Consider the following 14,155-nt stretch of genomic DNA (forward strand, 5'->3'; position numbering starts at 1 on the left):
TGCTAGGGTCGGTTGCGCGGGCCGGCGAGGGAAGCGCCGGCCCGCGCCACGGCCTCTCAGCCCACGTTGACCCGGTCAACCGTCATGCCCTGCTCGTTCTTAAGTTCCCGAATGAGCGTGCTGCGGCGGTCCTTAAGTGCCTTGATGTCCGCCTCGAGGGCCACGTATTCCTCTGCGGTGAGGGTATTGCGATCCGAGTCGGCCTGTCGACGAAGGCTATGGATTTCGAAATTCAAGCGATCAATATCCGTTTCGAGGAACCGAGCCGACTCATTGCGAAGGCGCAGAGGCGGCCTGGACGGAGCAGAACTCGCGGCGAGCATCTGACCTTGATCACGCTGGTTACGCTCGATTTGGGCGAGCCTCCCGCCGAAATTCTCGAGAATGTCGGCCAACGCAGACGGGTCGCCATCTGCCGCCTTCTGTGAGATCGCCTGGACCGCCTCGTACTGTGTCAGGGGCGTCACCAGAGCCTCGGGCTTGTCCAACGCTGCAATCGCAGACCTCAACAGGTTCTTCTGGGCCGCATCTACGGAAGCGGGATCCGAAAGTGTGTAGCGAATCGCTCGTTGGTCCGTAATGTCGAATGGAATCTGCTTCCCATCACCATTGAGCAACACCACCGGCTTCTTGAAGCAATGCGCAACTGCGAGCTCGTAGAACACGTTCGGGTTGTGACCAGTCAGGTCGGCGACAATCAGATCAGACGTAATCACGCGGTCAATGACCTTCTGACCAATCGAATCCGGCGAGGCCTCCTCATCGGCCCTGACGACGTCCCATTCAGGCTTCGGAAGCGCCTTCCTGATCACGTAGTTCAGGGTCAATAGCGCCTCCGCGTGAACCTCGGTACCCGGACTACCAATCTGCGAGATCACGAACACGGACTTAGGCTCAGACTTCTCGGTCGACATGAGCACGATGATCGCACGTCCGAGTGATCGTGAAGGCCTACCTGGTGCGCTGCAACAGTTGTAGCGCAGCAGTAACCATATCGAGTGCGGTAAGCACCCGAGCACACTCAGGGTCACGCCGGGCCGCGGTGAGCACGACGGGGTCACCGTCGGCGTGCAGCTCCGCGAGCAGGACGAGCTCGACTGGACTCATGCAGGGTTGGACGCACCGGGCCGCGGCGCGGTTCCCTACACCGGCGTGGCGGTCAGGTAGGTATTCGTGCCGCCAGCGACTGCGTCGGTGCCGCCGTCGTTCATGACCTCCACCGTCAGGAGATCACCTTCCCCGCACGCCACCGAGCTCAGCCCGGCGCCCGTGATGGGGATGCTGGTCACGAATGTGCCGCCGATGCTCACCTCCCACAGGAGAGTCGAGTTCTGATAGACCCGGACCCACCGGCGACGGTCGTTGCTCACGTACGTGATCAATCCATCGATGTCGTAGGTACCTGCCTTGACCTGCAGTCCGTTCGACGCGATAACCGTGTCGGGGCGCCCCGCTCGGACTCCCCAGCCTGTGACCAGGGTCCAGACGGACCGAGCGATCCCTGACTGGTTGCCGGACTTGTCCATGCCCATCGGGACCGTGTCGGCCCAGACCTGGATGGCGGCCGAGCCGGTGCCAACCATGATCTTCCGCACTGCGACCGCAGCAGACCCGGTGCCGACCATGACCTTCTTCAGCGTGTCCGCCGCACTGCCTGTGCCGATCTGGATGCCCATCAGCGGATGTGCCCGATGAAGCCGACGGCGTTCTTCGTTGCCGAGGGCAGCGCGTCGTAGGCGGCCTGGGTGCCCTCCCAGATGGTGATGGTCTTGCCTGCTGCGTTGGCGACCTTGCCCGCGAGGGCGGTCGCCTGGGCTGTGCTCACGGGCTTGTTCGCGTCGGACGTGTTGTCGGCGTTGCCGAGCCCTACGTCGCCCTTGCCGAGCACCACGACGCCGCTCTGCCCGTTCACCGATTGCACGACGTCGGTAGGCGCGACCGCGAGCGTCCACGACGATTCCTGGGTCCGGTCGGTGCCGGTCAGGAAGTAGGTGCCCCGGCCAGGGTTGTTCGTCTGCACGACACGGTCGTCGGATTGCACCTGCGCGGCGGTCAGCGCGAGCCGCGCGGCCGCGGTCGCCACGACGATGGTCGCGGTGGTGGCGATGGCCGGGATCTGCGAGGTCGGGATCTTGCCGTCGATGAGGTCGGCCTTGGCCATCAACGCTGAGCCCAGTTCCTCAGCCAGGCCGACAACGTCCGTCACCGCGTGCGTGTGACCGGGCTGCGATGACGTGCCGCCCTTCTCGAGCTTCACCTTCGCCGCGGAGGTCAGATCGAGCGTGCGGTCCGCGGACAGGTCGCCACCGCCGACGAGGTCGCCCGTGCCCTCGACCTTGCGAGTCGTCGCGACGCCGCCAGCGCTCTGGGCATCCGCGGCGGCCTGCTGGGCGAGCACCCGGGCCGCGTCGGCGTCGACAGCCGACTGCGCCGCGGCGTTCGCCTTCACGGTCGCAGTGTTGGCGCTGGTCTCCGCGGCGACCTTGTGATCGAGGGCGTCATCGCGCGCCCCCTGCGCGGCAGCGAGGGCCGTGTCGACCTGACTCTTGGCAGTGTCCACCGCGCCTTGCGATGCGGCCGCCGCCGTCGCTGAGCCCGCCGCCGCCGTCGCCGACCCGGCCGCGGCGGTCTTCGACGAGTCCGCCGCCGTCGCCGACCCGGCTGCCGCACTGGCGGAACCGGCGGCCGCGGTCTTCGACGACTCGGCCGCGATCCGATCTGCATCCGCGTTCGCGGCCGCGGTCTCCGCTGCCGCCTGCGCGCCCTGAGCGGCGGTCTTCGCTGCGTTCGCGGCCGTCGCATCCGTCGCGGCCTGCGCCAGCGCCGGGACAGTGACTGAGCCGAGCGCTGTCGAGTCATCGAGGCCGAACAGCAGCTTGTTCCCCTGGATCGCGACCGACGCGAGGGACTTGCCTCGGAGCCCTCGGAATGGGGCGCCAGCGCCGTTGGCCGGCCACGCGCTGCCCGACCAGACGTAGAGCAGGCCGTCGTCGTTGTTGACGTACGCGGTGCCCGCGTCGGCCGGGCCGAGGGAGATGGCCGCCAGTTCGACGTAGTTCGCCACGGTGCCAGCGAGATTCACTCCCGCGCCGACGTCGCCCTTGTCGCCCTTCACGATCACCTTGTGCTCGGCGATGATGATCTCTTCGAGCTCGAAGAGTCGATGCGTGCCCGTCTCGGGGATCATCACGTCGTAGACCTGGTACCAGCCCTCGGCGTCGATCTCGACGCGCATCGGGCCGGGGTCCAGCTGGGGCGAGGTGATCGTTCCGCCGACGGAGTAGACGACGACAGGCGTCGGAGTGATCACCCCCGTCCCGTCAGATTGGACGCGGAGCGGCACGCCGTAGAACGACGCTCGCACCTCGTCTGCGGCGAGTGCCGCGTCGGCGAAGTCCTCGGTGATGATGGTCATGGCGCCTCCCAGGTGTCTTCGCGGTGCTCGGCCGCGGCTTTGTTCGTCAGGTCCCGCCAGTAGGGGTCCTCGAGTGCTTGCGCGCGGGCCGAGGCGTTGCGTAGTGCGGCGATCAGCGGTGCCGGATCGGCGTCGGGCACGCGCGCTTCTGCGATGAGTTCGTGTGCGTGAGCGACGATCTCGTCGTCGGTCATGGTCGAGACGTCGATGCTCCTCATCGGGGATTCTTTGGTCACGATGTCTCCGTGCTTCGCTTCTCGACTGACATGCCGTTCCAGACGCTTCCGCCGCGGCTGCCGCGACCGAACGCTGCATTGCCCCACAGTTCGACGTAGTAGCCCGCGGACGGGACCACAAACGGCACATGGACGACCAGGGACTCTCGGCTGCTCGTGTCGGCCTCCGCGATCCGCTGCGCGTGCAGCGTCCCGTTCGGGGCGTAGACGCGGATCTGAATGTTCATGTACGTCGAACCGAGGGATGTGTATCCCTCGGCCGACAGCTGCGCATCGGCGACCCAGAGACCTTTGCTGCTCAGGTAGATCGCGCCGTTCGCGATCGTGGCGCCAACGATCGGGCCGATCTGTCTGTCGATCGGAATGCGGATGTCGCCCGCGATCGCGTTCGATGAGCCGCCGAGCGAATACGTGTGGCAGTAGCCGACGACGCCCTCGAGCTTCTGCGTCTTGTCCTGCAGGGTGGCAATGTCCTCCTGCTTCGCCTGCGCCCACTGTCCGATTCCGGCGAAGTGACCGTTCGGATTGAAGATGCCGAGCAGCGCGTTCGTGATGCTGCCGACGAACGCGGCGATCGGGTTGGCCTTCACCTCGATGCGTCCGCGCTGCTCGGACCGATACTGCGCTTCGGTCTTCTGTGACCACGCCGCGATGCCGCCGAGGCCGTTGAGCGTGCCCGCCGGTGTGCGTTCGGGGAGAGAGTCAGCCATCGGATCGCACCTCATCTCGCAACTCGGGAGGAATCTCAGGCGCCAGTACGCCGGGTACATGCCGTTCGATCCACGTCATCAATGTGCGAATGAAGCCGACCGCCGAGTCGAGTAGCGATCGGGTGTGCTCGCCCTCGCGGATCGAGTTCGCCAACGACGCGGCCGTCGCGGCGTTCTCCGTTTCGAGTGCTGCGACTTGCCGCTCGAGCACCCCGACGCGCTCACCGAGAGGTGCGACGAGCCCGGCCGCGGCGTTGGCGATGATCTGTGCCGCCTCGGCCCCGAGCTTGCCCGCCTCGGAGTCCAACTTTCCCGCCTCGGAGTTGTTCCGGCGGCGCACGAAGAGTCCTCCCACGAGCGCGCCGAGGCCAGCGCCGAGAATGACGCCGAGCGCGGCGAGCAGCGCGGGGAGCCACGCCACCCGCTACCCCTCGCTGCGAGAAGGAAGCAGGGATGGCGAGTTGGGATCGCCGAAGCCTGCCGACACGATGGACGTCAGGATCGACACCATCGCCGCCGTGCCGGATACCGACAGCGCGGAACCCCAGTCGAGGTCCAGGACGGTCGTGCCGACGGTCAGCAGCGCGAGAAGCACCTGCGCGCCGGTCTTCATTGCGCGCTCGGACGCGTCCTGCCAGAACCCCTTGGTCCACATCACTTGGTACCGCCCGCGGTGTGCTTTGCGAGCGCATCGACGAGGGTCAGCGGCTCCCCCTCGTCGTTGGTGCCGAGCTGACCCCATGGGCCGAGCTGCCGGAGGATCGCGTCGAGCTTGCCGTTGAGGGTGTCGAACTGCTGCTGGGTCATGTCGTCCTCCTGGTTGGGTGCGGGGTCTACGTCGGCGTACGCGTAGCCCTTCGGTGGGATCAGGGTGGTGAGCTGGTCGAAGCTCATCCAGTAGCCGAATGGGCGGAAGCCGGAATCGGCGATCCAGACGGCACGGGTGGCGTCGTCGTAGCCCATGACGGTCATGTAGTGGTAGACGGTGCCGCCGCCGTATGCGGGCGACACGGATCCGTTTACGCCTCGCGGGTAGTTCGACGGCGGCGCAACGATGTTCACGATGACGCCATATCCGCCGTCGATCGACCGGAGGATGTCTCGCCACAGGCGATTGCACTGCGCGCCGGTCGGCGGGTCGTTCGGCATCTGCACCGACGTGTACCGGGCCTCGGGCACGCGCTCGTCGAGCACCCGCTCGATCAGGCCGACGAAGTCGGTTCCGTTCCACGTGGTGCCGATCTCGCGGGCCAGCTGCGTCTCGTCGACGCGGATGCCGCGGGAGTTGAGGACGATCTGCGCCGACGCCGGACCGCAGTTGTAGCCCGTCTCCTGCGGCACGATGTTGCGGTCATAGGGCAACTGCTTCTGAGTCATCGGTTCTCCTCGTTTGTGTTGTGCTGCATGGCTTCCTCGGCGCGGACTCTGTCGAGCGCAGCATCGAGTCGAGACCGCAGTTCCGGCGGCATCTTCCGAACGAGCTCGTCCTCGGTGAGCTCCCCGGGGTCCGGCTCGTCGATCGGCACCCATTTGCCTGCGCCGGTCATCCAGTGCGCCTCGGTCTGCGGCAGCCGCAGCTTGATCGTCGGCTCGGCCATGTGGCCGCAGTTGTCGCACTTGAGCCGGGCGCCGCAGTCGTGCATGCGTTTCGATGCGAGCCGGTAGTACGCGAACGGCAGCATCGCGAGCGCGCCCTTGAGCTCGGGCAGGCTGACGAACATCCACCAGAACATCTCTTCCGGGTCGTCGAGGTCGCAGTTCGCGCGCTGCGGAATATCGTCGGGCTGCATCAGAACACCCCCGCTTCCTTGAGGTCAGATCGAGCTTTGTCGATATGGCGCATCAGCCGCGCGAGCGGATCCTCTTGCAGCCGTTCGCCGCCGAGCACGATCTCGTACTCGGGGAACTTGTCGGGATCCCACTCGAGGACGGTCTTCGAGACGCGCTCGACGTGAATGCGCCGGGTCAGGTCGCCCGGGATCCGCGTCGCGACGCGGTCGCCCTTGTCGAAGTGCCCGACGCCGGACGCGCCAATCGCGTACGGCGCGGCGTTGGTGATCTCCATCGAGCCAGAGAAGATCGTTCGCGTCTCGAACGCGCCCGCGCGCAGCACCATCAGCGAATCGAGGGTGTACGCCTTCCCGGCGCTGGCGATGAAGTACTCGAAGTAGCGGAAGTCGCCCGAGACCTGGGCGCGCTGGAACAGCTTTACCGCGATCCACGCGAGGATCGTGTTGTGGTTCCAGAAACCGTTGGCCGAGTAGTTCTCCCATCCTGGGACATGCATGTCGTAGAAGTCGTCAATGCCGACCGACTGCACTGACACGACCTTGCGGAAGGTGAGCGCGGACGTCTCGCGGAGGTTCTCGTACTGGGCATCCTCGACCTTGACCGCTGCGACCTCGATCGCCCGCCGGGGCAGGTCATCGTGATCGACCGTCGCGATCTCCGTTCCGACGACGACCGCTGACCCCCGCATGAACCCTTCGCGGGTCAGAAAGCGGTGCTGGTGCGTGGCCTTGATCGCTCGGCCGTCGTCGAGGACGTACTCGAACAGCTCGGTCCGGCCCTTCTTGAAGGCAAGGATCGCCGTCGCAGGCACCCTGTGCCCGTCGGGCGTCAGCGACCAGACGCGGAACGGTCGCCCGCGTGCCGCGAGGACGTCGATACGCTCGTCGCCGTCCGGCCCGTGGATGATCGTGTCTCCGGCTACGCAGTCCTCGTAGAACGGTTTCAGCATCGCGTCAATCGAGCCGCCGATCGAGCCGATCTGCAGAGCGTTGCCGACGATGTCGAAGATTCCCTGCGTGAGCGCGCTCATGGTCTCGTTGACGCCGGGCATCGAGTGGCCGCCGGTGACCAGCTGCACCGCGCGCGCCGGTCGCTGCTTGAAGCTCGACCTGCGCACGCCCGGGCTGTCCGGCGGGTAATAGACGTACGGAACCCGCGCGTCGGTCAGTCGCTTGCCGGGGATCCGGTAGTCGGCGACCACCGGCATGTCGGTGATCTGCTCCTCGAGGTTCTCGACGAAGTCCTCGGTGTACTGGCGGATCGTGCGGAACAGGCCGTCGAACAGCGTGCCGCCGTTGGCAGTGCCCGCCTCGACGCCGGACTTGTCCTCGATCCACACGACGAGAGCGCCGTGGCGGACCTTCGCGCCGGGCCACGGCGGCGGGTCGCCGGTAAACCACCGGCGCCACCGCAGCGAGAGCTCGGCATCCGCGAGGATGCTCTGCGCGGCCTCGTGCCAGTACTTGAACCGTGACGTCAGGATCGCCCAGGGGACGCCCCTGGACATCCACTCCATGAAGCTGGTCGGCTTCACGACGACGGTCCAATTCGCCATGTCGTAGCCGGTCCACCACGACGAGGGATTCATCGGGTCATCGGGGAACGTCAGCAGCGAGGAGTTCTCGCGAACGAGGTTGATGTGGAGCGCGGCCTCGCAGACCCATGGAGCCGGGCCCGCAAGCCCAAAGACCTTGATCGGCTGGAAGATTGCGGGCATGGTCGGCGTGGCCCACAGCAGTTTTGTCTTCAGCTGCTCGAAATCAGAGAGGAACGTCGCGGTCAGTTCCGAGTAGCCGAGCTCGTCGGTGTCGACCGAGACCTCTTCGAGCAGGCCTGACCATCGGTTGCCCATGTAGTCCATCGAGACGAGCACGTTGCGCTTCTCGCCGCGCTTGATGCGGCCATACATGTCGTTGAGCCACTGAGCCTGCGGAAGCGAGAAGTCCATCTTCAGGACGCCCGGCCCGGTGTCGTTGTCCGGGTCTTCCCATCGCGCCTTGTTCTCGCACTCGACGAGGTGCGCGAGGTCGGCGTTGCCGCCGGTCCAGAGCCGGACCAGCGGCGGCACGCGGCGCATGCGCTCAAGGTCGTCGTGCGCCCGGTCGGTGGCCTCCCAAATCGCCGCGCATTGCTCGGCGAGACTCAGGCTGAAGTCGACGGTTGCGGTCAAATCAGTTCACCTCCCCACGGTTTCGGCCAGAGACGCGGTTGGCGTAGCTCGGCACGCGCACCGACGCCGGACGGTGCGCCGGTGTACGAGATCGGCAGCAGGGTCTTCGGCGTGTACGGCGGAATTTTGTGCATGAAGAAATCTCGGCCGCCGTTCTCGCCGAGAAGGTTGGTCCCGGACCAGGATTCGAGCATCAGCCGCATCGGGTCGTAGTTGATGCGGGCACCGGCGTGCGCGGAGTCGATCGGCAGGAGCTCGACGACGCGGTTGCCGAACTCGCCGCCCGGCACGCGCCTGCCCTTCGGTCCGATCCACGACGGATCCGGGATGTTCCACTGCGCCCGGGTCAGCGACCATGCCTGAAACATCACCAGCGGCGACGGATTCGAGACCTCGATGAACCCAGACCCCGAGGTGCCGGAGCCCTCGAAGAACGTGAGCTTCTCGCGGCCCTCCCAGAAGGGCATCCCGGCCCGGACCTTGTAGATCGGGTTCTCGTACTGCTCGTCCTCCATGGTCGGGTCGAACTCGGGATCAAAATCCGTGTCGTCGTGCCGCTGGATGAACAGCCGCCGCGTGTCCCGCTTCGACTTGATGACGAGCCGCGCGAGCTGCTCGTTCGGATCCCACTCGTCCGGGGTGTCGGTGATCATCTGGTCGAGCAGGCTGTCGAGCCACTCGATCCCGTTCGGGTTGTCGTCGCCGAACAGGTGCATTCCGAGCGCGAGGTCGCGCCATGCGTAGTTGCGGCCCTTGAACGTGCCGCCACGCTGCCGCGCGGCTCGCCGCCAGTCACCCAGGATCGGGGCACCGTAGATGCCCTTGAGCTGGCCGGCCGCCAGGATGACACCCTGGCGACCGGCGTTGCGCCCAACGAGGTCGAGCCTCTTCTCGTTGGCTCCGATGAGCGCGATGTCAAGCATTGCCACCCCCGTACCGCAGAATGGCGATGCTCTGCCGCTCTGCCTGATCTCGTTGCCACGACGCCTGATCGGCGATCGTCTGGTGGTTGTTGTTGATGATCTGGACGCGCGGACCGCCACCGCCGACACCGGCACCGGCGCCGACGAGCTCGTCGACCTTGTTGATGTTCGCCTCGGCGATTCGCCACTGCGAGCCCTCGAGGATCGGCTCAGGCTCGGTCAGGCCGTTGAAACCCAGCTGCCCGGGCATCAGCCACCCGCCGTTGTCGAACAGCCCCGTCTCGTCGACCAGAGCCTGACCGCGGCCGAGCATCTGGCCGTACTTCGCCGGGAACGCGGAGCGCTGCACAGACTGCGCCACGGCGCCCGGGTCCATCGACTGCCAGTCGGCCGGGAACTGCTCGAAGAACATCAGCGCCGAGTCGAACGCAGACATCCGTTGCGCGACCGTCCCCCATGCGCCGTTGTTGCGCTGCTGGAACAGCCCGACCGAGTCATAGTCCGAGCCGACCGCGTCATGCGGGAAGCTCAGCGACTCGGGCACCGCGTTGTTCGCCCACATCTTCAGCGGGTCACCCGCCTCGACGAGAGCGGTCGCCTCGCCGATCACAGCGGCCGCTTCGCCGAGGCCCTTCTCGCTGGCGGCTCGGGCGATCTCGTAGGCGTACAGGTCCGCACCGGCCCGCCCGCCCGGCCCCGCCTGGGGCGCTGCGTTCGGGTCGATCGCCGACTCCATCGCGGATGTGGGGAGGTCGACGCCGGGCATCTGGCCCGCGGTGCCTGGCAGTGCCGGGTTGGCCGTGGTGCTGGTGCTCGTCGTGCTGCCCGCCTTGATCGTGTAGCGGTCGGCCAGGTCGAGCCAGTCGCCGAGCCCGAAGATCTCGGTCGACGCGTCCGCCCAGACGCCCGCGACATCGGTGAACATCGACTTCCATCGGTCGCGAGCCGAGAAGGTCTTTTCGACCTCCGTCGTCGGCGTCGTGGTCGTCGTGGTCGACGTCCCCGGCCCCAACGCGCCCGGCCCCGTCGGGCCCCACCCTGGCGCCGGTCCGGTCTGGCCCGGGGCGACGGTGATGACCTCCGGCGTCAGCGGCTTCGGTTCGGCCAGTGGCTCATCCGCCGCCGCGTGCACGTGGTTGGTATGGTCACCGGCCGCCGCGTAGAACGAGTCCGGCACGATCTGGCCGTCCTTGATCTGGCGGTTGAACCGCGGGTCGTCGTAGATCAGCTCTCGCAACTGACTCTGATAGTGGTCGGCGAGGAAGTTCGCGAACCCGAGCTCCTCGTCGGTGTTGCCTGAGCCGTTCGAGAAGTCGACCGCCTTCCCGGCTCCGTGGAAGTCGTTCGCCCCGGGTCGCAAGGTGTCGGTCACCTGCAGCGCCGGGAACCGCTCGGCTGCGAGCGACGTCAGGCTCCCGATTACGCCGCCGTCCTTGAGGCCGGTGAGCTGCCCAGCGTTCAGCGCCGCAACGATCGCGGCGCCGCCGTTGCTCATCACGTCTTCGCGAACGATCCCTTCGCCGTCGGCGACCCGGACGACCGGGATGCCCGCGGCGTTGACGCCAACGATGCTGTCCGAGCGTCCATCGCCCGGACCCCATAGCTGCCCGTCTGCGGTGCGGCCCGCGATGGTGCCGCCGTCACGGAGTAGCGGCAGATCCGGCGTGTCGAGGGACAGCTGAATCCGCTTGTTGATGACCGGAATCGTGAAGTCGAAACTGAGCCGAAAACTGTTCCAGCGCTGGATGACCCAGTTCAGCGCGGACTTGAAAGCGTTCGTGATGCCGTCCCACATGCCCGACGCGGCCGAGCCGATCCGGCCCGGCAGTCCGGTGACGAACCCGACGAGCTCGTCGAACTTGCCGACGACCCAGTCCTTCGCCTCGCCCGCCTTCGTTCCGATCCAGCCGAGCCCGGCGCCGAAGGCATCGATGCCCACGGATACCGCATTCCACATCCAATCCCATCCGGCCTTGATCGCGTTCCACGCGCCGGTGACGATCTGCTGCCCGAGCTCGGTCTGGGTGAAGAACCACACGAGACCAGCGACGAGCGCTGTCACGGCGACGATGATCGCGCCGATCGGGTTGGCGGTCATAGCAGCGTTGAGCGCCCACTGTGACGCGGTGGCGATGACGGTCGCCGCCTGCTGCCCGATGAGCACAGCCTTGTACGTGACGAACCCGGCCGCCAGCAGGCCGAGCGCGATGGCCATTGCCTGCGTCGGCCCCTGGTTGTCCATCATCCAAGTCGCGATAGAACCGAGCGCGTCGGTCAGTCCGCCTTGAATGGTGTTCTTCAACTGGGTCATCGCGTGATTCGGGCCAGAGTTGAGGGTGTCGCTCATCTGCTGCGACGATCCCGCGAAGCCAGCCATTCGGTCTTCGGCGCCAGTCAGGCCCTCGAGGAACATCGGGATCTGATCGACGGACAGGTCTTCCAGCGGTGTGCCGAACAGCGCGATCGCAGCGTTTGCCCGATCCGCTGGCATCTCGATGTTCAGAAGCCCTTTCGCGGTCTCCTGCAAGGCATTCTGCGCATCCTTGCCGCCCATCGCGACCATGTTCGACATGTCTTCGGCATCGAGGCCGATCGCCTTGTACGCCTCGGCGGATGCCTTGGACATGTCGGAGCCACGGATCGTGAATTCCTTGAGCGCGTCGCCGGTCTTGTCGAGGGCGAACTTGCCCTTGTCGGCGGCGCTTACGAGGACGTCGAACGCCTCTTCGCCGTCGAACCCGAGCGCCCGGAAGTTGGTGCCGTACTCGTTGAGGATCTCTGGCAGCTCGTCGCGCATCGCCGGGGAGACGCGCTGGAACGCGGTCGTCATGAGGTCGAACGCCTCGGTGCTGTCCTTCGCCAGCCCGTTCGTCACGAGCTGCGAGGTAGCCTGGACAGCCTCGTTGACGTCGGTGCCGAAGACCTTCGAGAAGTTCAGCGCGGAAGCCGCGATCTGATCGGTCGCCTTCTCACCCTCGGCGCCAGCCCAAGTGAACGTGGTCGCAACGGCGCCGATGGCCGCGGCAGCTTCATCCATCGAACCGGCGACGCCCTGCTTCCACAGGTTCCCGGTCTGGTCGCCGTACTTGGCCGCAAGGTCGCCGGTGGCGCCGAGCTGCGCGGCGAGCTTGGACTCGACGTCCATGTTGTCGAACGCCTGCATGCCGAGGGCCACCGCGCCGCCGATACCTGCGGCGGCGATCGCGAACTTGCCCAGGTCGTCGGCGCCCGACTTGACCTTCCCGCCGAATCCATCGAACGCGCCGCCGAAGCGGGAGACCTTGCCCGCCCCGTCATCAGCAGCGTCGGTCGCACGCTTCTGGGCGTCGGCCAGCTTTCCGGCCGCCGCCTCGGCGTCGCGGGTCGTTGCGGCTTCCTTACGACGCGCGGACTCGAGCGCCTCAGTCGCCCTGGTGAGCCGGGCGCCGTCGGTGATGCCCTTCTCGCGCAGCTCGAGCAGCGCGGCCTCGGCGACGCGGACCTTGCCCGCTGCGTCGGCGACCTTGTCCTGCGACTTCGCGAGGTCGGTCGCGGCCTTGTCGACCGCGCCCTTCGCCGCCGCGAGCCCGGCCGCGATCGCGTCGCCTGCGTCCTTACCTGCCCGCTGGCCGGCCGACTTCATCGGCCCGGCGAGCTGCCCGGTCATCTGCCCTTCGACACCGCGCATCGCGGGGATGATCTGCAGTGCTGCCCAGCCGATTGTTTCCACGGGCCAGCCCTCCTATTCGGTTGTGCCGAGTTCCCGCGCCCGTCGCGCTTTCGAGCGCTCGAACGCGCCCCGCTTGGCCTCGCGGCTACGGGCGTTTTGACGCTTGGCCATCTCCATGCGCCGGGGGTTGTGGATGCGCGGCTTATTGCGGCCACGCCCTGCGTTCGCCTTCTGCTCCCAGAGGTCGGCGAGAAGGTGGTCGGTGATCGACCAGGGATGCCGTCCGCCGTTGTCGTCGATCGCGAGAGCGGAGTCGGCTGGCAGATGCCGGATCAGGACGTACAGCAGGCGCAGAGTCAGCTGCGATGGCCCGCCGTCGGGGCGCCACAGATCACGAAGGTCGACCCGATGGAAGCGACGCAGGTCCGCCTCGATCGGGTCGCCCTTCGTCTGCAGCAGCTCGAGCAGGCCGACTATTTTCCCGCGGAGCCGAGCCCCGTCGCCTTGCTGAAGAGCTCCATCACCTCGGATGCCGCCTCGATCGGCGTCTTGCCGTCGGCCTGCGCGCGGGTCGTGAACCACAGGAACCGGCGGTCGCCGAGTAGGCCCTTGACCATCATCAGAAGGTTCTTCTGAATCGCGCCGACTTGCCAGTCCCACGAGTTGAGGAGCTCCGATTGCTCGATCCGGATCTCCTCGCCCCACAGGGTCAGGACGATGGTCGCGGTGCCGGGCGCCTCGGCGACCCGCGCCGCCTGCTTCGCGAGATGATCCTGCGGCTCAGGGGCATTCGCGGGGATCGTCGCGCCCTTACCCTTGCCGCGGTTCTTCTTGCGGCGCGCGGCCCGGTTCGGCTCGATCTCGGAACCGGCGTCGGCCGCCTCGGTCTCGTTGTCCTGCTCTGCGAAGGTCTCGAAGTCGTCAACGGGCATGTGCAGCTCCTTGGGTCGTGCGCCAGACGTCGGGCGCGATTGCTGCCGCCACGAGCGCGGCGGCGTGTTCGGGGAGGCCTGCGTCGCGCAGGCTGGTGTGCGCGGCAGCGATCGACTCGGCGAAGTCGGCCGCCGACACTTCGGCGGCCCGGTCTTCGGCATCGATCTGCGGCGCGAGCTGGATCGTCTTCGCGACCTTCGCGCGGTCGCGCGGCGTGACTGCGGGGAGACCGAGACGCTCTGCGGTCGCGGCAATCTCAGCGTCGCTGGGAACTCGGGGCATGGGATGCCTCCTGTGCAGCTGGGTGCAGCGGTGGAACCGGCCGCCC

At 66.9% G+C, this 14,155-nt stretch carries 14 protein-coding genes; all 14 read right to left on the reverse strand.

Features of this window, described 5'->3' with window-relative positions; translation table 11 throughout:
- Positions 1–56 precede the first annotated feature (56 nt).
- The 14 genes from BR31_RS30535 to BR31_RS0109800 all read right to left on the reverse strand — a co-directional run bounded on the left by BR31_RS30535 (position 57) and on the right by BR31_RS0109800 (position 14,109).
- On the reverse strand, positions 57–914 hold the full coding sequence (locus BR31_RS30535) for a hypothetical protein (RefSeq protein WP_156042419.1): 858 nt from the start codon (positions 912–914) through the stop codon (positions 57–59).
- 228 nt (positions 915–1,142) lie between these two features.
- Positions 1,143–1,676: a hypothetical protein gene (locus tag BR31_RS0109735; protein ID WP_027500798.1), complete on the reverse strand. Its 534-nt coding sequence runs from the start codon at positions 1,674–1,676 to the stop codon at positions 1,143–1,145.
- Complete coding sequence (locus tag BR31_RS30540) at positions 1,676–3,415, reverse strand: hypothetical protein (RefSeq protein WP_051637262.1); 1,740 nt, start codon at positions 3,413–3,415, stop codon at positions 1,676–1,678. The genes BR31_RS0109735 and BR31_RS30540 overlap by 1 nt, the downstream gene beginning before the upstream one ends.
- Positions 3,412–3,651, reverse strand: coding sequence for a hypothetical protein (locus BR31_RS0109750; protein ID WP_027500799.1), 240 nt, complete (start codon positions 3,649–3,651; stop codon positions 3,412–3,414). The genes BR31_RS30540 and BR31_RS0109750 overlap by 4 nt, the downstream gene beginning before the upstream one ends.
- Positions 3,648–4,361 carry a hypothetical protein gene (locus tag BR31_RS0109755; RefSeq protein WP_027500800.1) on the reverse strand — a complete coding sequence of 238 codons (714 nt, stop codon included), beginning with the start codon at positions 4,359–4,361 and terminating at the stop codon, positions 3,648–3,650. Before BR31_RS0109755 ends, BR31_RS0109750 begins: the two co-directional genes overlap by 4 nt.
- Positions 4,354–4,782, reverse strand: coding sequence for a hypothetical protein (locus tag BR31_RS0109760; RefSeq protein ID WP_027500801.1), 429 nt, complete (start codon positions 4,780–4,782; stop codon positions 4,354–4,356). The genes BR31_RS0109755 and BR31_RS0109760 overlap by 8 nt, the downstream gene beginning before the upstream one ends.
- Positions 4,783–4,785: 3 nt before the next feature.
- Positions 4,786–5,016, reverse strand: coding sequence for a holin (locus BR31_RS0109765; protein ID WP_027500802.1), 231 nt, complete (start codon positions 5,014–5,016; stop codon positions 4,786–4,788).
- Positions 5,016–5,738 carry a C39 family peptidase gene (locus tag BR31_RS28070; RefSeq protein ID WP_081830398.1) on the reverse strand — a complete coding sequence of 241 codons (723 nt, stop codon included), beginning with the start codon at positions 5,736–5,738 and terminating at the stop codon, positions 5,016–5,018. Before BR31_RS28070 ends, BR31_RS0109765 begins: the two co-directional genes overlap by 1 nt.
- The gene (locus tag BR31_RS0109775; RefSeq protein WP_037176165.1) at positions 5,735–6,151 is read right to left on the reverse strand and encodes a phage gene 29 protein family protein; all 417 of its coding nucleotides are present in this window, start codon (positions 6,149–6,151) and stop codon (positions 5,735–5,737) included. The genes BR31_RS28070 and BR31_RS0109775 overlap by 4 nt, the downstream gene beginning before the upstream one ends.
- On the reverse strand, positions 6,151–8,322 hold the full coding sequence (locus BR31_RS30545) for a Gp37-like protein (RefSeq protein WP_051637263.1): 2,172 nt from the start codon (positions 8,320–8,322) through the stop codon (positions 6,151–6,153). Before BR31_RS30545 ends, BR31_RS0109775 begins: the two co-directional genes overlap by 1 nt.
- Positions 8,319–9,251: a hypothetical protein gene (locus BR31_RS0109785; RefSeq protein WP_156042420.1), complete on the reverse strand. Its 933-nt coding sequence runs from the start codon at positions 9,249–9,251 to the stop codon at positions 8,319–8,321. The genes BR31_RS30545 and BR31_RS0109785 overlap by 4 nt, the downstream gene beginning before the upstream one ends.
- Positions 9,238–12,954, reverse strand: coding sequence for a phage tail tape measure protein (locus BR31_RS30550; RefSeq protein ID WP_027500805.1), 3,717 nt, complete (start codon positions 12,952–12,954; stop codon positions 9,238–9,240). The genes BR31_RS0109785 and BR31_RS30550 overlap by 14 nt, the downstream gene beginning before the upstream one ends.
- A 413-nt stretch (positions 12,955–13,367) precedes the next feature.
- Entirely contained in the window at positions 13,368–13,826 is a 459-nt protein-coding gene (locus tag BR31_RS0109795; RefSeq protein WP_027500806.1) for a hypothetical protein, read from the reverse strand.
- The gene (locus BR31_RS0109800; protein WP_027500807.1) at positions 13,816–14,109 is read right to left on the reverse strand and encodes a hypothetical protein; all 294 of its coding nucleotides are present in this window, start codon (positions 14,107–14,109) and stop codon (positions 13,816–13,818) included. The genes BR31_RS0109795 and BR31_RS0109800 overlap by 11 nt, the downstream gene beginning before the upstream one ends.
- Positions 14,110–14,155 lie beyond the last annotated feature (46 nt).

This window comes from Rhodococcus sp. UNC363MFTsu5.1, from assembly GCF_000686785.1.
GTDB classification, from domain to species: Bacteria; Actinomycetota; Actinomycetes; order Mycobacteriales; family Mycobacteriaceae; genus Rhodococcus_G; species Rhodococcus_G maanshanensis.